Origin of the sequence: Cohnella abietis, assembly GCF_004295585.1 — a bacterium.
GTDB lineage: Bacteria > Bacillota > Bacilli > Paenibacillales > Paenibacillaceae > Cohnella > Cohnella abietis.
In genome coordinates, this window is sequence record NZ_AP019400.1 from 6,167,322 (window position 1) to 6,190,000 (window position 22,679).

The 22,679-nt window shown below is 46.1% G+C and carries 16 protein-coding genes and 1 rRNA gene (1 of these 17 only partly in view); 2 read left to right on the plus strand and 15 right to left on the minus strand.

Annotation, left to right across the window (positions count from 1 at the left end):
- Positions 1 to 812: 812 nt before the first annotated feature.
- The 12 genes from pssA to KCTCHS21_RS27165 all read right to left on the minus strand — a co-directional run bounded on the left by pssA (position 813) and on the right by KCTCHS21_RS27165 (position 14,963).
- The gene (pssA, locus tag KCTCHS21_RS27110) at positions 813 to 1,562 is read right to left on the minus strand and encodes a CDP-diacylglycerol--serine O-phosphatidyltransferase (RefSeq protein WP_130615257.1); all 750 of its coding nucleotides are present in this window, start codon (positions 1,560 to 1,562) and stop codon (positions 813 to 815) included.
- Between the two features lie 158 nt (positions 1,563 to 1,720).
- Positions 1,721 to 2,830 carry a DNA integrity scanning diadenylate cyclase DisA gene (disA, locus tag KCTCHS21_RS27115; RefSeq protein ID WP_232057974.1) on the minus strand — a complete coding sequence of 370 codons (1,110 nt, stop codon included), beginning with the start codon at positions 2,828 to 2,830 and terminating at the stop codon, positions 1,721 to 1,723.
- Positions 2,831 to 2,845: 15 nt separating this feature from the next.
- Positions 2,846 to 4,213 carry a DNA repair protein RadA gene (gene radA, locus KCTCHS21_RS27120; protein WP_130615259.1) on the minus strand — a complete coding sequence of 456 codons (1,368 nt, stop codon included), beginning with the start codon at positions 4,211 to 4,213 and terminating at the stop codon, positions 2,846 to 2,848.
- A 183-nt stretch (positions 4,214 to 4,396) separates the two neighbouring features.
- The gene (locus tag KCTCHS21_RS27125) at positions 4,397 to 6,844 is read right to left on the minus strand and encodes an ATP-dependent Clp protease ATP-binding subunit (RefSeq protein WP_130615261.1); all 2,448 of its coding nucleotides are present in this window, start codon (positions 6,842 to 6,844) and stop codon (positions 4,397 to 4,399) included.
- A 36-nt stretch (positions 6,845 to 6,880) separates the two neighbouring features.
- Entirely contained in the window at positions 6,881 to 7,945 is a 1,065-nt protein-coding gene (locus KCTCHS21_RS27130; RefSeq protein WP_130615263.1) for a protein arginine kinase, read from the minus strand.
- A 16-nt stretch (positions 7,946 to 7,961) separates the two neighbouring features.
- Positions 7,962 to 8,474 carry a protein-arginine kinase activator protein McsA gene (locus tag KCTCHS21_RS27135; RefSeq protein ID WP_130615266.1) on the minus strand — a complete coding sequence of 171 codons (513 nt, stop codon included), beginning with the start codon at positions 8,472 to 8,474 and terminating at the stop codon, positions 7,962 to 7,964.
- A gap of 18 nt (positions 8,475 to 8,492) precedes the next feature.
- The gene (locus KCTCHS21_RS27140) at positions 8,493 to 8,954 is read right to left on the minus strand and encodes a CtsR family transcriptional regulator (protein ID WP_130615268.1); all 462 of its coding nucleotides are present in this window, start codon (positions 8,952 to 8,954) and stop codon (positions 8,493 to 8,495) included.
- A gap of 348 nt (positions 8,955 to 9,302) precedes the next feature.
- A complete protein-coding gene (locus tag KCTCHS21_RS27145) occupies positions 9,303 to 10,409 on the minus strand; it encodes a glycosyltransferase (protein WP_232057975.1) in 1,107 nt (368 codons plus the stop codon).
- Positions 10,410 to 10,451: 42 nt separating this feature from the next.
- Positions 10,452 to 11,663, minus strand: coding sequence for a glycosyltransferase family protein (locus KCTCHS21_RS27150; RefSeq protein ID WP_130615270.1), 1,212 nt, complete (start codon positions 11,661 to 11,663; stop codon positions 10,452 to 10,454).
- Between the two features lie 13 nt (positions 11,664 to 11,676).
- Complete coding sequence (locus tag KCTCHS21_RS27155) at positions 11,677 to 12,627, minus strand: GDP-mannose 4,6-dehydratase (protein WP_130615272.1); 951 nt, start codon at positions 12,625 to 12,627, stop codon at positions 11,677 to 11,679.
- Positions 12,627 to 13,664: a mannose-1-phosphate guanylyltransferase gene (locus KCTCHS21_RS27160; protein WP_130615274.1), complete on the minus strand. Its 1,038-nt coding sequence runs from the start codon at positions 13,662 to 13,664 to the stop codon at positions 12,627 to 12,629. The genes KCTCHS21_RS27155 and KCTCHS21_RS27160 overlap by 1 nt, the downstream gene beginning before the upstream one ends.
- 165 nt (positions 13,665 to 13,829) lie before the next feature.
- Positions 13,830 to 14,963 (minus strand): glycosyltransferase family 4 protein, encoded by a 1,134-nt coding sequence (locus KCTCHS21_RS27165; RefSeq protein WP_130615276.1) that lies wholly within the window; start codon positions 14,961 to 14,963, stop codon positions 13,830 to 13,832.
- A gap of 196 nt (positions 14,964 to 15,159) precedes the next feature.
- Between KCTCHS21_RS27165 and KCTCHS21_RS27170 the strand changes: the two genes are divergently transcribed.
- Both KCTCHS21_RS27170 and KCTCHS21_RS27175 read left to right on the plus strand, forming a co-directional pair.
- Positions 15,160 to 16,302, plus strand: a complete 1,143-nt coding sequence (locus KCTCHS21_RS27170) for a class I SAM-dependent methyltransferase (RefSeq protein WP_130615278.1) — start codon at positions 15,160 to 15,162, stop codon at positions 16,300 to 16,302.
- Between the two features lie 12 nt (positions 16,303 to 16,314).
- Entirely contained in the window at positions 16,315 to 17,097 is a 783-nt protein-coding gene (locus KCTCHS21_RS27175) for an FkbM family methyltransferase (RefSeq protein ID WP_232057976.1), read from the plus strand.
- Between the two features lie 653 nt (positions 17,098 to 17,750).
- On the opposite strand, the gene KCTCHS21_RS27180 is transcribed toward KCTCHS21_RS27175, so the two are convergent.
- The 3 genes from KCTCHS21_RS27180 to KCTCHS21_RS27190 form a co-directional block, all read right to left on the minus strand.
- A complete protein-coding gene (locus tag KCTCHS21_RS27180) occupies positions 17,751 to 18,539 on the minus strand; it encodes a methyltransferase domain-containing protein (protein WP_130615280.1) in 789 nt (262 codons plus the stop codon).
- Positions 18,540 to 18,583: 44 nt separating this feature from the next.
- Entirely contained in the window at positions 18,584 to 20,932 is a 2,349-nt protein-coding gene (locus KCTCHS21_RS27185; protein WP_157994132.1) for a glycosyltransferase, read from the minus strand.
- Positions 20,933 to 21,299: 367 nt separating this feature from the next.
- Positions 21,300 to 22,679, minus strand: a 23S ribosomal RNA gene (locus KCTCHS21_RS27190) (it continues 1,546 nt past the right edge of the window).

Consider the following 22,679-nt stretch of genomic DNA (forward strand, 5'->3'; position numbering starts at 1 on the left):
TGTTTGGCTCCGAGTTATGCTGCACCTCCGACTAATTATTACCTGGCCCGCTGTTTTGGCTCCGAGTTACGCTGTCCCTCCGACTAATTTTCACCTGGCGCTCTGTTTGGCTCCGAGTTACGCTGTCCCTCCGACTAATTATTACCTGGCCCGCTGTTTCGGCTCCGAGTTAAGCTGCATCTCCGACTAATTTTCACCTGGCCCGCCGTTTAGCGCCGATTTATGCTGCCTCTCCGACTAATTATTACTTTACGCTCTGTTTGGCTCGTAGTTACGCTGCATCTCCGACTAATTATCACTCTACGCTCTGTTTGGCTCGTAGTTACGCTGCATCTCCGACTAATTATCACTCTACGCTCTGTTTGGCTCGTAGTTACGCAGCATCTCCGACTAATTATCACCTGGCCCGCTGTTTCGGCTCCGAGTTACGCTGTCCCTCCGACTAATTATCACATTCCTTGAAGTCTTTGCCCGGAGCTACACTACTCCTCCAAGAGCTTAGGTTACTGGGCTTGCGCTACTGGGGTTACGGTTACTGGGGGTTACGTTACTGGAATTGTGGTTACTGGAATTGTGGTTACTGGAATTGTGGTTACTGGAATTGTGGTTACTGGGCATACGTTACCGGAATTGTGTTACTGGAGTTGTGGTTACTGAGCTTGAGTTACTGGCTCTAGGTTACTGGTTCTAGGTTACTTGGCTTGAGTTACTGTGCTCCAGTTAGACGCATACACTTCTAATCAAACAAAAAAAGCACCCGCAACTCTCTTGGCAGAGAGAAAACCGGTGCTTTCTAAATTCCCGAAACCGAGTTAAGCGCTGTGCTTGGATCGCTCGCTTTCCTCGGCAGCCTCTCTGCGCTTAGCGCGGCGGCCTGAGGGCAACAGTCGTTCAACGTTTTTTTTTAGGCCCCATAAAGCATAGAGAAGTAGCAATGCTAAAATGACCTTCGGAATAGCCGCTTGGAACATATAAGCTAGAACCGCAGCTCCTGCAACAACTACAGGAATGGCCCAGATCGCCTTTCTAGGTAAACCAAGCTTCTTGAAGTTCGGATATTTCATGTTGCTAACCATTAGGAAAGATAAAGCTACCGTGCTCAACAGCAACAAAGAGTAATGCAACTCACTGTGGAACAACGCCAACGTAGCAAGCACTCCACCCGCAGCCGGAATAGGTAAGCCAATGAAATAACCTGGTATACCATCAATGACGTTAAATCTTGCCAGTCTTAGCGCTCCACAGATTGGGAAGATCGCAGTTACGATCCATGCCATTGCAGGGCTTATGCCTTGAAATGCCGCTTGATACATAATAAATGCAGGTGCAACACCAAAAGAAATGATGTCGGAAAGTGAATCCAATTCTTTACCGAATTCGCTTTGTACATTTAATGCTCGAGCTACTCGTCCATCCAAGCCATCAAGAAGCATGGCGATGATAACTAATAAAGCAGCTGTATTCGAGCTGTTCGTTTCGTTATTAAAGGCCAAAATAATGGCTATGACACCTAAAAACAAGTTACCAATGGTAAATAAGTTAGGTATCGACTTCGTAATCATGTTTGCCACCTCAATTTTACTATACCCTATTGATCAGAATATTAAGCGTAATGATACTTTTATTCGTATTTCAACCCTAATATGTTTGTTACCAGGGCTATTATTATCCAAAATCAGGATCTTTATTAATTTGAAGAACATTTCCAATTGTAGTCGGGTTATATCTGTCTGTCAATAAACACCTGCTCTTGAATACGTTTTAAACCTTCTTTTATAGCGCGAGCTCGAACCTCTCCAATGCCATCTACCTCATCTAATTCATCAATGGAAGCCATTACAATATGTGGAAGTGCACTAAATCTTTCCACGAGATTGTTGATAATTACGCTTGGCAACCGAGAAATTTTACTTAACATCCGGTAGCCACGCGGTAACAATCCTTCTTCCACAACCGCACTAAGAGAAGGATACCCCAATATTCGAATTAATGAAGCAGAATCGAGCAGCTCCTCGGACGATAATTTACGAATAGCAGCTTGAATTTCCTGAACTTTATTTTCTGCGTCTTCTTTAGCATAGTCCCGTAATAGCAGCCAAGCTTCTTCCTCTGCAGATCCAACCAATTCTTCCTTCTGCATACTGATAAGCCGGCCTTCATTACCAAGCTCAAGCACATAACGATTAATTTCATTATTGATTCGAAGAACCATCTCGGCGCGTTGGATGACATAAGCAACCTCATGCATTGTAACTAACTCTTCAAATTCCAATGCCGAGAGATTAGTTAGTGCTTGAGTAAAGACCGCCCGATACTTCTCCAACGTCTGAATGGCTTGATTAGCCTTCGTCAAAATAACTCCCATTTCTTTAAGCGCATATCGTAATTGTCCTTGGTATAGCGTAATGACATTACGTCGTTGAGAAATGGATACGACAAGCTTTCCTGTCTGCTTCGCTACCCGCTCCGCTGTCCGATGACGAATTCCCGTCTCTGATGAGGTTATAGAGGAATTCGGAATCAATTGCGTATTTGCATATAGTATACGTTTAACATCCTCGTTCAGAATGATTGCGCCATCCATTTTCGCTAACTCGTACAAATAGTTCGGACTGAAATCGCAATTAATAGAAAATCCGCCATCCACAAGCTCCATCACTTCTGGACTATAGCCAACGACAATAAGAGCTCCCGTTTTCGCGCGCAGTACATTTTCCAGCCCATCGCGAAAAGGGGTACCTGGTGCAACCATCTGGAGCAACAGATTCATTGTTTTTTCTTGCAAATTACGTTCTTTTTCCTTAGAGTCTCTCTCTTTATATTCTTTCATTATGTTAGATACCCCCTATTCCAATGCGGCTTTTAGAGCTTGCGCGACTGTTTTAACACCAATGAGCTGAATATCCTTAGGCGGCTGCCAGCCTTTCATACTCTGCTCCGGCATAATGACACGCTTAAAGCCAAGCTTATGAGCTTCCTTAACCCGTTGCTCTGCTCGAGACACGGCTCTCACTTCTCCCGTTAATCCCACTTCACCGAAAATAACGTCATAAGGCTTTGTAGATAAATCCTTAAGACTTGAAGCTAAACTAACCGCTGCTGCCAAATCCGCCGCTGGTTCATCTAGCTTGACGCCTCCCGCTACGTTCAGATAGGCATCTTGATTTTGCAGAAACATTCCCATCCTCTTCTCTAGAACGGCTATGACGAGTGACATTCGATGATGATCAAAGCCCGATGCCATTCTACGCGGAGAAGGGAAATTCGTTGGAGTAACTAGCGCCTGCAGCTCCACCAGAACGGGTCTTGTGCCCTCCATACTGGCAACAACTGAGGAACCCGAAACACCAAGCGGTCTTTCCGATAGGAATAGCTCGGATGGATTCGTTACTTCACGTAAACCATCCTCTACCATATCAAAAATCCCAATTTCATTCGTCGACCCAAAGCGATTTTTAACCGCTCTCAGGATGCGGTACGTATGATGGCGTTCACCCTCAAAATAGAGCACGCAATCGACCATATGCTCAAGCAAGCGAGGTCCTGCAATTGCACCTTCCTTGGTAACGTGCCCGACAAGCACCGTTGCCACTCCATTTATTTTCGATATGCGCATGAAGTGAGCTGTACACTCCCTTACCTGGGCCACACTCCCTGGTGCAGATGCGACCTCTGGCCGATATACGGTTTGAATGGAGTCGATAACGAGAAAGTCAGGGCTGACTTCAGTTATCGCCTCTTCGATAACCTCCAGATTTGTTTCGCAAAGGACATACAGCCTGTCATTCAATGCACCAAGACGATCTGCCCTGAGCTTAGTCTGGCGTACTGATTCTTCTCCGGAAACATAGAGCACCTTAAGACCTTGTGTGGAAAGGGAATATGAAGCTTGGAGCAGCAGAGTTGATTTACCAATGCCTGGATCTCCGCCTACAAGCAGCAATGAGCCCGGGACGAGCCCACCGCCTAGAACTCGGTTTAGCTCCGAAATCCCGGTTGAAATTCGCGGTTCTTTTCCACTCTCTATATCTATGATGGCACGTGCTTTTTCTTTCGTGCGGAGTAGCTCTCCCCGTCCAACTGGCGCTTTAATTTCCGTCTCGGTTTCCTCAACCATTGTGTTCCACTCTTGACAGCCAGGGCATTTGCCCATCCACTTCGGTGATTCCGTCCCGCACTGCGTGCATGCAAATTTAGTTTTTACTTTAGCCATGGCAGTTGACGGCTCCTTTTGAATCATTAAAATTATCCCATAATAGAATTCTACCATGTTAACGTCGATCAGAGAAATCTATAGCCTATAACTTTAACCAATATTAAGGCAATAAAAAGGACCCTCCGCATCTTTCGCCATTGCTGGCGCACGGAGAGTCCTTTTAATTATTTCGCTACTTTATTAAGCTTTCGTTAATTCAATCTCATCCTTCTGCCGAACGACAAGACCACCGTTTTCCTCATCAATGACAAGGGCGTTGCCCTTCGTAATCTTACCAAGAAGCAGATCTTCGGATAAACGATCCTCAATATGCTTCTGAATAGCTCTACGAAGAGGACGCGCTCCGTATTGTGGATCATACCCTTCCTTGGCGAGGAAGGTTTTGGCGGAGTCGGTCAATACAAAGCTTACGTTATGCTCTATAAGACGCTTGCGCAAATCATCAGCCATTAGAGTAACGATCTGAGCAATGTGCTCCTCATTTAACGGATGGAACACAATGGACTCATCGATCCGGTTGAGAAACTCTGGACGGAACGACTTCTTAAGCTCAGCAAGCACTTTTTCCTTCATGTTCTGATAATCGCGGCCAGCATCTTGAGCTGCCGTGAAGCCAAGCGTTGAATTTTTCTTGATTTGTTCCGCACCAACGTTGGACGTCATGATGATCAGTGTATTACGGAAGTCAACTGAGCGGCCTTTGGAATCAGTCAGACGACCGTCCTCAAGCACCTGAAGTAAAATATTGAATACTTCAGGATGAGCTTTCTCGATCTCATCTAGCAGCACGACTGAGTATGGCTTACGACGAACCTTCTCCGTCAGCTGGCCACCCTCTTCATAGCCGACATAGCCTGGAGGCGCTCCGACAAGACGGGAGGTTGAATGCTTCTCCATGTACTCAGACATATCGATACGAATAACTGCATTCTCATCCCCGAACATCGATTCAGCAATGGCACGCGCCAGCTCTGTCTTACCGACCCCTGTAGGCCCAAGGAAGATGAAGGAGCCCATCGGGCGCTTCGGATCCTTCAGACCAGCACGAGCACGGCGTATAGCGCGTGATACGGACTTAACAGCCTCATCCTGACCAATAACACGATCATGAAGGATACTCTCCATATTCAGCAGGCGTTCCGTTTCCTCTTCAGCCAGCTTGCTAACCGGTATGCCGGTCCAGCTTGCGACAACCTGAGCAATATCCTCTGGAGTCACCTCGGAGTCTGTGCGACCTTGCTTTTCTTTCCACAAATTTTTCGTGTGATCGAGCTCTTCACGAATTTTCTGCTCTGTATCACGTAATGCCGCTGCCTTCTCAAACTCTTGGCTTTGAACTGCAGCGTCCTTCTCCTTACGGATGTCTTCCAGACGTGTTTCCAGCTGCTTCAGATTAGGCGGTATCGTGTATGAATTCAACCTAACCTTCGAGCCCGCTTCATCGATAAGATCGATAGCTTTATCAGGCAAGAAACGGTCCGGAATGTAACGATCAGAAAGCTTAACTGCCGCTTCAATCGCTTCGTCCGTAATTTTCACCCGGTGATGGGCTTCATAACGGTCGCGCAAGCCATGTAAAATGAGAATGGCTTCCTCAGGTGTAGGCTGGTCAACCGTAATTGGCTGAAAGCGACGCTCTAAGGCAGCGTCTTTCTCAATATATTTGCGATACTCGTCCAGCGTCGTTGCTCCGATGCATTGAAGCTCTCCACGTGCTAAAGCAGGCTTCAGTATGTTAGAGGCGTCAATGGCGCCTTCAGCACCACCTGCACCGATCAGTGTATGAAGCTCATCAATGAATAGAATGACGTTACCAGCTTGACGAATTTCGTCCATGATTTTTTTCAAGCGATCTTCGAATTCTCCACGGTACTTCGTACCTGCTACAACAGAACCCATATCCAAAGTCATTACGCGCTTGTCGCGAAGCGTCTCTGGAATTTCGTTATTTACAATTTTCTGTGCAAGGCCTTCGGCAATCGCCGTTTTACCTACACCTGGTTCCCCAATCAGAACAGGATTGTTCTTCGTCCGACGAGAAAGCACTTGAATAACACGCTCAATTTCCTTCGAACGGCCAATTACAGGATCTATATTGCCATCCCGAGCACTAGCTGTCAGATCGCGAGCCAAGCCATCTAAAGTCGGTGTACTAACGTTAGAGGAAGGGCCATGGTTCTGAGACACGCTTTCGTTGCTACCAAGCAATTGAAGCACCTGCTGACGTGCCTTGTTCAAGCTTATTCCAAGATTGTTAAGCACACGTGCAGCTACGCCTTCACCCTCACGAATGAGACCAAGTAAAATATGCTCAGTGCCTACGTACGTATGGCCAAGCTTACGTGCTTCATCCATAGATAATTCAATTACTTTTTTAGCGCGTGGAGTGTAGGCGATATTAGTAGGCTGTTCTTGCCCACGACCAATCAGCGATTCCACTTCACCTTGAATTTTCTCCAAACCTAGACCTAGGGCAATGAGGGCTTTGGCGGCAATGCTTTCGCCTTCCCGTATTAATCCAAGCAGGATATGCTCCGTACCGATGTTGTTATGTCCCAAACGCACTGCTTCTTCCTGGGCTAAGGCTAATACCTTCTGCGCACGTTCCGTAAATCTTCCAAACATCATGAGACATACCTCCTCTATAAATTAAGAATAAAACATTTATGAAGTAGTTACCAGTCGGGAACGAATTAATTCCGCTCTTGACCTATCTCTATCCTCAGGACTCATCGCTTCTCCGAACGCTTGTTGGAGAAATCCTGGCTGGGTAGACACGAGAAGCTCATTCAAAACAAGTTCATTTACCTCTGGCAATAAGCCTAAGTGAACACCAAGGCGCATATCCGATAAACGCTGAGATGCTTCCTTAGAGTCAATAATAATCGCATGAGACAAAATTCCGTAAGATCTACGCACCCGATCCTCGACTCGCGTCCTTGACTCGGTTAATAGCTTACTCCTTGCAGACTTCTCATGTTCGATCATTTGACGAGCGACTTGAAATAAATTTTCAATGATTTCTTGCTCGGATTGTCCTAACGTAATTTGGTTCGACACTTGAAACAGGTTTCCTGTTGCTTCACTGCCTTCCCCGTACAATCCTCTTACAGCTAAACCTACCTGAGTGACGGCGGAGAGAATACGATTGATTTGACCCGTAATGACGAGCGCTGGCAAGTGCATCATCACAGATGCTCTAATACCTGTGCCTACATTAGTCGGGCAGCTTGTTAAATAACCATGTTTCTCATCAAAAGCATAATCAACCTGCTCTTCAAAGATGTCATCGATTTTACTCGCTGCATCCCACGCTTCGCGTACTTGAAATCCCGAGCATAAACATTGAATGCGCAAATGATCCTCTTCGTTAATCATAACGCTAATATCTTCATTAGGGCTCAGAATAAGAGCACCATTGCGGGATTCATTTGCCAGGCTGGGACTAATGAGATGCTTCTCCACTAAAACCAGCTTCTCAAGCTCAGTCAGCTCTGTTAAACGAACTTGCTCAACCTTACCTAACCCATTGAGCCTTCCATTCTCTGCAACTCCCAGCAGCTGCTCCATAACCGTGAGGGATTGGGAAGGATCGGACATCATCGGAAATGGCAGACTGCGAATATTACGGGCGATACGCACGCGGCTGCTAATGACGACGTCAGAGTCCGGACCTACACCGTTCATCCATTGACTAAGAGCTTGCTTGACGAATTTCCGTTTGCTCATTTGTCTTCCCTGCCCTTCAGCAGCTCATTTCTTTCTCAAGCTCACGAATTCGATCACGCAGCTCAGCTGCAGATTCGAAATCCTCTCGCTCGATCCGACCTTGCATTTCCTTCTTCAGACGATCGATTTCCCGCTTCGTCTTCAGTCTTCCACCGGCACGTTTTGGCACTTTGCCAACGTGGACCGTATTACCATGTACCCGTTTAAGAAGAGGATCAAGCCTCTCCGCGAATTGCTTATAACAGTGGCTGCAGCCGAAGCGACCAATTTTGCTGAATTGCGTATAGGTCAACCCGCAAGTATCGCATTTCGCCGCAGGAGGTTTGGCCATAGAATTGGGATTTGGTGATTCTAAATCGAGCAGCCCGGAAAGCAGATTATGGATGGAAAATCCACTTGAGGTGCCTGGAATAAGCTCCCCCTTCTCCCTAGCGCATGATTCACAAATATGCAGCTCCGTCTTCTCGCCATTAACGATTTTTGTAAAATGTAGCGTAGCTAGACGTTTGTCGCATTCTTGACACTGCATCGATCAAACCTCCTTTCCTCATTTCGTGAGTAGGGCGATTAACATTGCTTTAAGCAGCTTGGCACGTATTTCGTCCCTAAGCGGCAGCTTTAACAACAATACATCTCGTGACACGGCTGCTTTGAGAAGATGAGCTTCCCGTATTGTAATAAATCGAGCTTCCTCAAGCTGATACACAAGACCTTCAGCAGTCGTCTGGTCAATCTGTTCTCCGACCGTCTGCTGAATATGTCGCTGAACAGCTTCTAGTGAGGGTAAATTTACTTGCTGGATGCGAATATATCCGCCGCCTCCGCGCTTGCTTTCGACGAAATAGCCCTTTTCCAAAGTGAACCTTGTACTAATGACATAATTAATCTGCGAAGGAACACAGGAAAATTTGTCAGCCAAATCGCTTCTTTGAATTTCGATGGAACCCTCTGAGCTGCTTTGCAAAATTTCCTTCAAATAAAGCTCGATAAGTTCGGTAATGTTCGCCAACTTCCAACCTCCTTTCATCGATACGATCCGAATAAAAGCACCGACTGGCATGCCTCTCGGGTCGGTTCGTCAAACAGGGGTGGATCTGAACTCTGACTTTGACTTTCTTTGACTATAGCTTTATTATACGCCGCTTTTTAAAAAATGCAAAGTTTCTATACAATGAATAAATTGGTGAAGCAGATGTTAATCTAACGAGCTTAACCATTCAATTGACTTTAGCTTTAAGTATGAGCAAAATAGCCCCTTATTACTTACGGTAGAAGTAATTCAGCCTCTTAGACATTCAGAAAAGGCACTCCGCTAAGCGGAACGCCTTGTGCAATCGTATGATTCCGCTCCAATATTTTAACTAATACCCCGGTTAATCAGCCTTTGACGAATGGTCTTTCCCACTGATTGGGGCGAGAACGACGTACGGATTGTCTCCTGTCCCTTACTCGCTATACGCTTACGCCAGGCGTCATTGTAAACAGCTTTCATCATTAGGTGTGAAGCATGCTCCACATCCGGCTCCGCCCAAATCTGATGCGCTTCATAAGGTCCTAAGTGCTGACCAATTCGAGTTAGCTCATATTGGACAGCACCAGAATTATCTGATGTCATGAAGTCAGTATTACCTGACCAGTTAGTACCAATAACCGGCTTACCCAGATACATGGCTTCCGCCAAAGGGAGGCCGAAACCTTCCGATCTATGCAAGGAAATGTAACAATCGGCACATTGAAGCAAAGCATTAGCTTCCATTCGGCTCATCACTCTGTCAACAATCCATACATTAGGCAAACCCTTCGATTCTCGATTAAGATTGTCTATTTCCGATTGCTGAGGGTTATTCATTTTAATAATCAAACCGGCAGGCAGACCAAAGCGGAAGACCGCATCCCGGTAAGCCTTCAGCACAGAGTAAGGATTTTTTCGTGCTGAATAGCTGAATGTATCATACATGCAAAGGAACAGAAATCGCCGCTCAGGGAGACCGAACGACTGTCTGTCCATGTTAATCGGCACATTGACCTGAATTCCATGCGGAATTTTCACGACCGGAATCGGCGACTTGTCAGCTATACTCTCTTGGATGAAGGTAGTCGGAACCCAAACCTCATCCAAATGACGAAATCCGTCTAAGTAAGCATCCGGAAATTCCGGCAGCTCCCAATGCCAATAGCCAATATTATATCTGTGGGAAAACCACTGCGGGCCAAGCGTATCGTAAGCTAGAGGCATTTGATCGGCATTGATGTGAAATAGGTTAACCGGGTAATTAGGAGCATCCATTTCCTTATACTTCCACGATAAATCGTTATCTCTTGAGCTATTTCCCCCAGAGTAATTATAAATTCCAAAAGGAATATCAGAGCATTCCAACGCTCTTGCAGCCAATCTGCAGGATTCTCCTATCCCCATCTCGTACCGCGCGTAGCCGACCAGGTTAATGCCTGACACCCTACTCACATCTGTTCACATCCATTCTCATCTCTTTCAGCCTACCGTTGTCTATCGGTAATACATAGAATCCAAAACTGGATTCCATACGATAGGATCTACCCCGTACTCCAATGGTACAAAATCCTTAGACCATTTCATTAAATTTATCCTGTCTGCCCCTTCGACATAGGGAAAAGTTCTTTGAAGATCCACTCGTGTTTCATAGACCTCCCTTAATAGTTGAGGAATGGGTGCCTGGACATTAGTCGGTGAAAATAACCATTGATAGAACCCTATAGAAGTGAGCGTTAGGAACGGATTACCGAACACCTGCAGAGCTCCATGCTTGCGGTACACGATACGTGCGAACGCCGGAATGGCGACTCCATTGTCGAAATAGTTATAGGCATAACGCCAATGAGCGGTCTCTGCATAGCCATTAAGCAATAGCTTCCGAACATACTCCCGGAATAAGCCCAGTAAATCAGGCATATGAGCCCACTCAAACCGGGTTTGATGCTGCGAGACTTTACTTAGATCAGCTACTAGTCCGCTAAAGTGGTAGAAGGTTAGAGGCTTTCCATTGATCTCATATAGTCCATTGCGGTTTACAACTGGCCGCTCATGGAGATTCCAATAAGCCACGTTATAGGTCGGATCCTTATGGATATGAACACCTTCGAACAAAGCGGGCGCCATATCCATCCATCTTTGATCGACGTGATAGCCTTTGGAAGGTTCCATAATACAATGATGGAGTAACCTTTCCTTCCACCATTGCAGCATTCGCATCGTCTCATCCTTGCGAGACAGTGCGATAAAGCCCAGGTTATATACACCTGATTGTAGCAGGTCTACCTCTTCTGGTTTTTTATGATCATCAGGCAAAGGGGTCAGAATATGAGGGGTAAGTACAATACCGAATTGTGGTAGCTTACGATAGAAATCATCCATACGGTGCGTAATCAGAATATCGGGGTCAAAATAAACAATGCTCTCTAATCCACGAACACGAAGTAAATAATCTAAAAAGAAGGGCTTAACGGCTGTACTAAACTCCGTAATGTTATATTGAAACCTCATGATGGGCCATTCCGGCAGCCCTATATCCTTAAGATGAACCCATTCGAATGTTTCCTCGTGCGTATTAAGAAATCCTTCGCTCTCGTCCGCTAGCAGCACATATGCTTTCCCTGTAGGATGATGGTTCAGAAAAGACTGAACAAGCGTCCTAGCAAAAGCTAAATAGTTTTTAGCGACAATTGTGCACATTGTGAACATTTCCGCTTTCCCCCTAAGGCTGAGAACGCCAATACTGAAGCAAATCCTCCATCGTCCGCTCGAATGGAATTTCTGGATTCCAACCCGTCGCCTCATGAAATTTACGATAGTCACCTAGCAAAATTTCTACGTCAGAAGGGCGTAAACGGCTAGCATCCGTCTTCACCTCAATGTCCACGTTACTGTGGGATAGCAAGATTGCTAGCATCTCAGCAATGGTATAACAGGTACCTGAAGCAATATTGTATGCCTCTCCGGGGACACCCTTTTCCAAGGCTAGCCAATAACCTCTAACGACGTCCCGTACGTCGGTAAAATCCCGCTTCGCCTCTAGATTTCCTACATAGATTACAGGCGGCTTTTTCCCCTTCTCGATATCTACAATCTGCTTAGCGAAATTAGAGGTTACGAAGTTTTCCCCGCGTCTTGGACCAGTATGATTAAAGGTAATTGTACGAATGACGTGCAAACCATAGCTCTTGTGATATTGATAGCCCAAGTAATCCTGCGCTACTTTACTAATGGCATATGGACTTAATGGACGTAAAGGATTCGTTTCCTTAATCGGCGTTTCTCCCGGATTTACCTGCCCATACTCCTCGCTTGAACAAGCAATTTGAATTTTTGAATGTAATCCGAAACGACGAATCGCTTCGAACAGATTAACTTGCCCGGCGACATTATTATGGATCGTATCGATTGGAGAATTCCATGAAGTAGGTACGAAGCTTTGGGCGGCAAGGTGGAAAATAAGGTCTGGCTTCTCGGCACCAATTAAGGCTTCTACTGAAAATGGGTCGCGAAGCTCGCACTCTACTAAGCGAATATCCTGCTGTAAATGAGAAATATGGTCCATCCGGCTGCGGTTTCGAATAGTGCCAACAACCTCAACACCCTTGAGGAGCAGAAATTCTGCCATATGGCTTCCAACAAACCCTGATATTCCCGTCACAAGAGCTTTCATTAACCGACGCCTCCTCCCTGTTGCTCCACATGCTGAACGAATGACTTTAAGAAGGGCTCCTTGGATTTATGACAGATTAGCAAGCCTTCCGCGGTTGATACAATAATCAAATCGTCTGCTCCAATTACGATTGTTTTCCGTCCTTCAGCGAAAATAATATTATTACTGGACTCCAAAGCGTGGACCACACCATGAACGATATTCCCATTCGCGTCGGCTTCCTCTTCCCTTACTCGTTCAAGCGATGCCCAGCTCCCAAGGTCCTCCCACTCATATCGAAAGGGAATGGTAAATAGATTATTTGCTTTTTCCAGAATTGCGTAATCTACAGAGATTTTAGGGAGGGCTGCATATTCTGTTTCGGGAGCCATTCCTCCCCCGGCTAAAGCGCTCCATAATTCCGGCTGATGCTCCTCCATGGAGTGTGCGATTGTTGACGGCTTCCAAACGATAATCCCGCTATTCCAATAAACATTAGGCAATTGGACAAGCTTAATGGCCGCTTCCATATCTGGCTTTTCCACGAATGACGTAACCTTCCGAGCACCTTCGATGCTATCTGTTTCTGATGTCATAATATATCCGTAGTTCGTCTCAGGACGCGCTGGAACGATTCCAAGTGTAACAATTGATCTAGAAGACTCTGCAATGGCTTCTGCTTTGCTAAGCGCCTCATAGAGTGCGAGAATGTTCGGAATATGTTGGTCCGAGGGCATCATGACAAGTACCTCATCATCATCCTGACGGAGAAAATGAAGCGCTGAGAGGGCAACGCAAGGTCCCGTATCCCGCTGTACCGGCTCCGTGATGATTTTTCCCTCATCTAGCTCTGGAAGCTGCTCCATGACAAGTGCCCGGTACAAGGCCGCTGTTACAACATAGATCTGTCGCGAAGGTACAATCCGTACCAGACGGCGGTAGGTGAGCTGAAGCATCGTTTCCTCCGAAGTCAAAGCGAGAAATTGCTTGGGCCTATCCTCCACGCTTCTCGGCCATAGCCGGCTTCCTTTTCCGCCTGCCATAATGACGATTTTCATGTTCTAGTCCCCTTCGCTTATATCAACGGATTCAGATTCAGCAGGCGCGGGCTGCTGCAAATGCACTGTTTATTGTATGGTCTGCCCATCCAGATGGCATGGACGATTAACCACTCCGCTGAAAATGGGTAAAGCAGCCTTGCGGCTGCTTTACGTTGGGACAAATTACTGTATACACAGTAATTTTTTTATTTGGTTACCGATTACCGCAGGAGAGAAATCAAAATGGATATCAAATGCTGCTTTCTTGCTTATTCGCTCTCGTTTGGCTCTATCCTCGTATAGCTCCCTCATGGCATTACCGACTTTAATCGGTTGAATGTCAGCCCACATATGCCCAAGATAATATTCGGGTCTATCGCTCTGTAGCCTATGATCGACCGGAACGAGCTTCGGCTCTGGCTCAATGAGAATACTATTTTCCTCATTCATAAACTCTGTATAGCCGCCCCAATTAAGTCCGATAGCTGGCTTGCCTAATGCCATCGTTTCCATAGCTGGCATCCCCCAGCCCGCACGGTCAACGGAAACATAAGCATCACAGCTTAGATATAGATCGACCAGCTGTTGCTCGTCGAATGGCTCAACAATAATAAAAATTTGTGAAAACAGTCGCTTCTCCGGAATATGGGAACGAATAACTGACATCACGTAAGCTGGCTCATATCCGCTGTGCACGTACACTTTAAGCACGAGTGATACGTCTTCCTCCTCACCAAACTCGCGACAGAAGGACATGATCAGCAGGTCGACCCCCTTACGGAAATCAAACCCGAAGACATAAAGAAATGAGAACTTGCGGAGAGGTGGGGAAAAGGTGATTTTGTTATACTGTCTTCCCGGATAATACTTAGTCACATCAATCGGATATGGAACGACGCGTATTTTGGAAGGATCTACACCACTCGCTACAAAGGTACGATAGTTAAATTGCGAGGGTACCCATATTTCATCTAATTGATTACATCTCTGAGGCCAATCTGCTGGAGTCCTATCCGTTTCGAATAGGGTAATACCGATTGTTCGAATGACCTTAATATGGGGAAGCTGCATATTGAAATGAGCAGGAACACCATGCTGTATACACACTACCTGGTCTCCAATCTTATCCGTAGAGAGATTATCCAGCCACTGGATTGTCTTCTCTCCTATTTCCGTCTGGTGAAGTGGCCCCATAGAAGGGGCGATGAACACGGGAACCTCAGCCGCTTCCAATGCCCTCAGAAAGTTTCGCGACACATTGCCGTAACCGCCCATGTCATATACCGGACCTACCCAATAAACCCCTGTAATGTTCATCTAATTCCGACTCTCCTTTCACCTGCATTTCCGTCAGTATATGAAAACGTTCGTCACGATGTTTCGTTTTCTAACGGCCACTTACAGTCAAACATTAAGCTTCTACTGTCATTTGTCCATACCAATAATGAAATAGCGCATATACTTCATTACTAGTGTTACAAACCTATCTACAGTAAAGGAATGACTCAGACCTATGGGAATAGCAGGATTGGAGCTCTTCAATTATTTCTTGTTTGACCGTAAGCCGTTGCCTTATAACCAGCTCCCTTACGGCAACTGCTCGGAAAGGACAATTGAAATTCCGATCGCCATTCAATTCCTTCTGGAAGCAGGAGCAGGTAAACAGGAGCCCTTCCTTGAAATCGGCAACGTTCTTGCCTATTATCAAGCCCTATTAGATCCTCATCCTTCGCTGGCTAACCGGCACATTCTCGACAAGTTTGAAGAAGCACCGGGAGTTATGAATATCGATTTAATGGATTACGAGAAGAAGCACTCATTGATTGTTTGCCTATCCACCGTAGAGCATATCGGCCAGCATGCGTATGGGGAAAGTAAATCAGGTGATGGGGAAATTCCGCTTACAGCCATTCGCCAAATTTATAATCTTCTAGAACCAGGTGGCACAGCACTCTTAACTGTTCCATATGGAAAATTAATGGATGCTGGCTGGTTAATTCAGTTTAGCGCTGAATACCTTGATCTATTGTTCGATGCATATGGAGTACCTCGTGATGCAGCTTCTATTTCTTATTTTCAAAAACAAGATATGGATATGCACTTGGATGTCCCACGCCAGGCTTGGATTCAGTGTGAGAAGGAAGCTTTGGCGGAAACTAGGTTCGACAGCCCATTCATGTTCGCTAATGGCATTGCAATCATCCGTCTGCAGAAAATCGGCAATGATATTCCAACTGCTACGATTCCTCTTACTCAGACAAAAAACCTTCACTATACTCCAGCCGCAGCTGTAACCAATTTATACTTTACGCCCTTTATCAGACCTACTGGCTTTGATAAGGATGGTCGTCTTCCTGCTCATTTTCCTGGTTACATTTTCTATGGCCCATCTATTTCACTGGCCCCTCGTCGTTACCTTATTCAAGCTTCCGTAGAGATTATCGGACAAGGAGAATTTACAATCGATATTACCTCCGACTCCTGCAATAAGCTGCTATGGAGCCAGACCTTGTCAGGTAGTCAGTATGTTGAAGCAACGCTTATCCTTACGCAAGAGGAGAACAACGTTGATATCCGTTTCTATAAGCACAATACATCGGAATGCTATATAAAGGTACCTTCACTTCTGCTGACAGAAGAGAAAAATCATTCTTAGGGAGGAATTTGATTGTTCGATTTAACTAGACCCCAAGTTTATGTCGGGAATCATACTATATTAATGAATTTGGACGCAGGTCCATCCATGTTTCTAGATCTTCGTGATCCTGTCTGCATGGCGATTTACTTAACAGGGGGCTGGGAGCCATGGATCACCGGGACATTCCTATCTGTTATCCAGCCTGGTATGACTGTGCTCGACATCGGCTCGCATAGCGGATATTTCACTTTACTAGCAGCTATGAAAACGGGGCCGACCGGTGTTGTCCATGCTTTCGAGCCTAATCCCTTCCATCATCGCAATCTGCTCAAAAGCGCCGCAGTAAATGGTTATCCTCATGTTCAGCTACACCGTGTAATGCTGTCCGATCAGAATGGCGAAGACACCATAGAAACTTGGGGAGATGGCGGCTCCAGCATTTTCTATCCTAGTATGATTGAGCTTAACGGCCTTACGAAAACGAAGGTGAAGAAAGCCGTACTATCAGAGCTATTGGGCACCTCAAAAAAGGTCGATGTTATTAAAATAGATATTGATGGTGGAGAGCCATACATCATGGACAGCTTATTCGAGGTTATTGATGCTAGCGGAAGGCTCGTTATATTCATGGAATACTTGCCTTTATTGTGGGGGGGTCATGCTCCGCGTCCTATTATGCAAAGATTCGTCGATCGCGGCTTCCACATGTATATCGTTCCGATGACCGGCGCCCCCATCGAGCCGATCACCCTTGAAGTGCTAGATTCCCACACGGGACCACTCCATTGGGATTTGCTGTTACTTCGTAGCTAGTAACTTGCGGGTTTGGGGATTCTGGGATGGATATGTGGCTAATCTCAGGGTAGTCTGGAGCTAATTTGGGGCTAATCTGCGGGTAGTCTGGAGCGGAAATGGCTTGGGGAGCGTATAGTGCAGAAAGGTTGCCCTCGCGGGCAACCTTTTTAGTTAATTGTTTAGCTTTTATAACTGCGAGCAATCAATTATCTCCCGCTCTTCGCCAAGATCCAACTCGGTTGGGGGAGCAGTAACCATACTTTTTATTGCTATTAACCCATTCCTCGCAGTCGGAGGAGCAGTAACCATACTTTTTATAGCTATTGCCCCATTCCTCGCGGTCAGGGGAGCAGTAACCATACTTTTTATCGTTATTGCCTCATTCCACCCAGCCGGGGGGGACAGTAACCATACTTTTTATCGTTATTACCCCGTCCCACCCAGCCGGGGAAGCAATAACCATACTTTTTATCGTTATTGCCTCATTCCTCGCGGTCAGGGGAGCAGTAACCATACTTTTTATCGTTATTGCCTCATTTCACCCAGCCGGGGGAGCAGTAACCATACTTTTTATTGCTATTAACCCATTCCTCGCAGTCGGAGGAGCAGTAACCATACTTTTTATAGCCATTCCCCAATCCACCCAGAGGGGGGCGCTGCGGGAAGATCTGCTATGCCAGTGGCTTTTCTATAATCAGTCCGATTGATGTTGAGACATATTGTCCTAGTAATAATCTTAGATGGACCGGATTCGTATAAGGAGGTATATCTACATAAGACTCAAATGGTCCCGTTCCCGCCGTATAATCGACAGTAATCCGGTAGCCTTCTTCACTTAGCTCTGCAACCATTGCTTCAATGTCTCTTTTTCGAAAAATAACGAGTATATCCGCCTCTAGTGTATGTTCATCAGAAGTTAGATTAAACTCCGTCGTATGGACGGCTACGCCGCCTGGCCGCAAGCATTTCATCTGGTTTACAATAAATCTCTTCCCATGCTCGATGGACCCCAAATGCTCAAAGCTGCATGAAGACCACGTATAGTCGAATTGTCCGGTATAGCTCTCACTAATCTGGTTCATATTGGCCGTTTCGTAGGTAACCAAATTCTGAAATTGATAAGGGTCACATAGCCCCCGATCATTCAAGTCTGTCAAGCTCAGCGCATGCTGATTCGTATCTACCCAGCCCTGTGCCTTGGCCAGCTCAACATCTAGATCAGTCGCTACTATCTCGCTGCCTAGAGCAGCAAATGCTGCAGTCAACGGCTCCTTACCAACTCCAAAGCCTAATCCCCGTTTGAATGGCATTAGCATACTTCGCTCGCGCAATGCCTCATAAATATAACACCATTCCCATAGCTTACGGTGAAACCTCATCCCTTCATTTAGCTTACCACATGCATGGATAAACCAAGCAGAAGAGAAATCTGTTTCCTTACATAATTGCGAACCAAGCATTAGCCATCCCCCTTAAGCCGCTTTTGTCATAAAACTTATTAATGTCAGCTTCGGATACGAGGTACGCCATCCGGGCTTTGATGTATTTGCCATAGCACGGTAGGCATATCCCCCGCCATAGTGCTTCGATCAACGGCTTCCTGAAGCATATCTGCAAAATTCTGCGTAGAATGCTGATCCTCCATGTACTTTTTCGCTTTAGCTGAAATTGCATCTCGTTCTTCTTTACTATGATAGAGCTGAAGCATGACCTGAAGTAGCGCCGTCTCAGCATCCTGGTCTACAGGAGGAAGCTTGATTAAAAGCTCATTAGGAAGCTCGTTAAACGAAGCATCATCGAACACAATAGTCGGAATACCACTCGCCATCGTTGCTATAAGAGCGGAGATTAGCTCACCCTCCGCAGGGTCACGCAAAAATAGCGCTACATCGGTTCTTCTCATCAATCGTTTGTAACGACTCAAGGATAGAGGTCCAGTAAACTCAATTTGCTTTTCTAGACCTAGCTTAAAGACTAATGACTGTAACTCAGTTGCACGCTTTGAATCAAATGGTCCAACAATTTTGTAGGTGATATTATGACAGCCTTGATCTAGCATTTCTTTGATTACATGGAGTGCAACTGGGTCACAGATTGTATCTTTAGTAACAAAGGTAGAAATCACGAATTTCGACCCGCTGCTAGAACGTCTAGATACAGCAGGGATTCCGGGTGCAGGGGCAACAATGATATTGCGGTATCCCTGCTCAGCAAGCTGCTTAGCTGCATGTTCGTGATAGACAAGAATGGCTTTCGCATCTGCCAGATAATATCTGTTTAGTGGAGCCTGTTTAGGAAGCGTTGTACCTCCAAGCAGTTCATCAAGCTTGGCATGAGCGCCAACCCCGTACTCTTTTTCCAACACTTTATAGTAGGAATAGATTGAATTTTGTTCAATTGTCCAATTCAAAGTGAGGGCATGAAGATCAATTCCATGCGTGATTACAATGCCCGGATACTTCTCCATGTTTGTCATATAAGGCGCGATAAATAAAAATCGATCATCGTTGCCAATTTCATAAATAATGTAATCATACTGATCTTTGCGGCTTTCAAACTCTTGGTGCGGATGAATAACAATCGGACTGTCTTTGTCAATGACTGGACCGTCTTCCAGTACCTCTTCTACATAAACATCGATTTCACAGCGATCTGTTAATATGAGTATGGCCTCATGAAGATCACCATAAGTATGCGGCAAGAAAGGATGCATCGCGGAAAATACAGCTATTTTTCGCCTGAACACAGCTTCATAGCCATCCATGACCTTCTCAGCTACGAGTTTCCAGTTATATTGCTCGGATTGCTTCATTCCCTTCTTAGACAGCTCGGATAGACGCTGGGGATTCGTTAGGAGTTGTACAATACCATCCGTTATGCTGGAAGTGTCATCTGGATTAACTAAATAAGTCGATTCGCCACTTATCTCCACTAGTGAAGAATTGTTTGAGGTTAACACGGGGGTTCCACAAGCCATTGCTTCAACAATCGGTAGTCCAAAGCCTTCATACAGGGAAGGAAAAGCAAATAGCTCTGCACCATTATATAAGCCAACTAAATCTACATCCGGAACGTAACCAGTCACAACAACTGAGCCTTCCCCGCCTAAACGGGCAGCTTGATCCAGCATGTTTCTCTTCTCATCAGCTGTTGAATTGTACACGATGACTATCTGATACCGATTAGTAAGCACTCGATTCGCCGCAATAAATGCATCGATCAGTCTGGCTAAGTTTTTCCGAGGATCATCTCCACCTGTGCTTAATACATAAGGCTTAGTTACCCCATAGCGGAATTTGACGTCTTGGGCGTTAAAGTTAGGGAGTTGCTTAAACTTAGGATCATATCCGCCCATAATGACGCTTATTTTCGTAGGATCCATCCCCGTAAGACGAACAGCATCCTGCTTTGTAGTTTCAGAAATTGCATATATGATATCGCATGACCGAATCATATCTATAACCTTCATGTAGATGGGCCTGACAAAATCATTCATATACTGCTTTTCCAGCACAAGTGGAATAACGTCATATAAAGTTGCTGCTACCCGCGTGTAGCCAAACCATGCTTTGTTGAGCATGGAATCACTGTACGCTTGAAACTGATGCGCTGGGAGGTGAAATAAATTAAACGGACTCATCATATGGTACAGATCAATTCGGTTTCGGTATAAGAACTGCTGTAGCTGGTCTTTCAAGTGCTCTGCACCATTACTTACGTCTGGATAGAAATAAAAATAAGAATGGCTCGTTTCTTGCTTTAAGATGTGCTCAATTAGATTTTGCGAATAACGACCAATTCCTCGTTTCATTGCTTCAGTTTTGGCAAAAAACATATCGAAAGCAATGTTCATAGAGCTGATTCTCACCACCATTCACATTTGACTTCTACCTTAGGGTTATTGTATGGCTGCTTTCCTATAGGGCATGGGCATGAGTCAAAAATATATGAAAATGGGCGGGCTGAATCAGTTTATCGAGCGATTATGAGAGTGGGTGATTGTAAGGGGATAGTTTAAAACAAAAAAAGCGTCCCTTAGTTAGGACACTTCCGTAAAACCAGATAAAGATTATATGCTCGCACGCCAAGCTGGCTACGAGCCACAATGCTACAACAGGCAATGACAAGCATTGTGTTGTAGGCTTGCGCCTTGAAAACTGGATGCGAAACAAAGCAGGAAGAAGAGTTGGTGATCTTGCATGTTACAGGTGTCTATTCGTTAGGATAAGCCCTCGACCGATTAGTACTCGTCAGCTACACACGTTACCGCGCTTCCACCCCGAGCCTATCAACCTGGTGTTCTTCCAGGGGTCTTACGAATTGGGAAATCTCATCTTGAGGCAGGCTTCGCGCTTAGATGCTTTCAGCGCTTATCCCTTCCGCACTTGGCTACCCAGCGATGCTCCTGGCGGAACAACTGGTACACCAGCGGTGCGTCCATCCCGGTCCTCTCGTACTAAGGACAGCCCCTCTCAAATTTCCTACGCCCGCGACAGATAGGGACCGAACTGTCTCACGACGTTCTGAACCCAGCTCGCGTACCGCTTTAATGGGCGAACAGCCCAACCCTTGGGACCTACTTCAGCCCCAGGATGCGATGAGCCGACATCGAGGTGCCAAACCTCCCCGTCGATGTGGACTCTTGGGGGAGATAAGCCTGTTATCCCCAGGGTAGCTTTTATCCGTTGAGCGATGGCCCTTCCATTCGGTACCACCGGATCACTAAGTCCGACTTTCGTCCCTGCTCGACTTGTAGGTCTCGCAGTCAAGCTCCCTTATGCCTTTGCACTCTGCGCGCGATTTCCAACCGCGCTGAGGGAACCTTAGAGCGCCTCCGTTACTCTTTAGGAGGCGACCGCCCCAGTCAAACTGTCCGCCTGACACGGTCCTCCTACCCGATAAGGGTAGTGAGTTAGAACTCCGATACGATCAGGGTGGTATCCCAACGGCGCCTCCAGTGAAGCTTGCGCTCCACCTTCAAAGGCTCCCACCTATCCTGTACAGACCGTACCAAAGTTCAATATCAAGCTACAGTAAAGCTCCATGGGGTCTTTCCGTCACGTCGCGGGTAACCTGCATCTTCACAGGTGCTAAAATTTCACCGGATCTCTCGTTGAGACAGCGCCCAAGTCGTTACGCCATTCGTGCGGGTCAGAATTTACCTGACAAGGAATTTCGCTACCTTAGGACCGTTATAGTTACGGCCGCCGTTTACTGGGGCTTCAATTCATAGCTTCGGGTTGCCCCTAACCACTCCTCTTAACCTTCCAGCACCGGGCAGGCGTCAGCCCGTATACTTCGCCTTACGGCTTCGCACAGACCTGTGTTTTTGCTAAACAGTCGCTTGGGCCTCTTCACTGCGGCCCCCTCGTGCTATTCACACTACCGGGGCACCCTTCTCCCGAAGTTACGGGGTCATTTTGCCGAGTTCCTTAACGAGAGTTCTTCCGCGCGCCTTAGAATTCTCATCTCGCCCACCTGTGTCGGTTTGCGGTACGGGCACCTTCTCCTGGCTAGAGGCTTTTCTTGGCAGCGTGGGTACATGACCTTCGGTACTGTGATTTTCCCTCCCCATCACAGCTTGAGGTATTAGAGTGCGG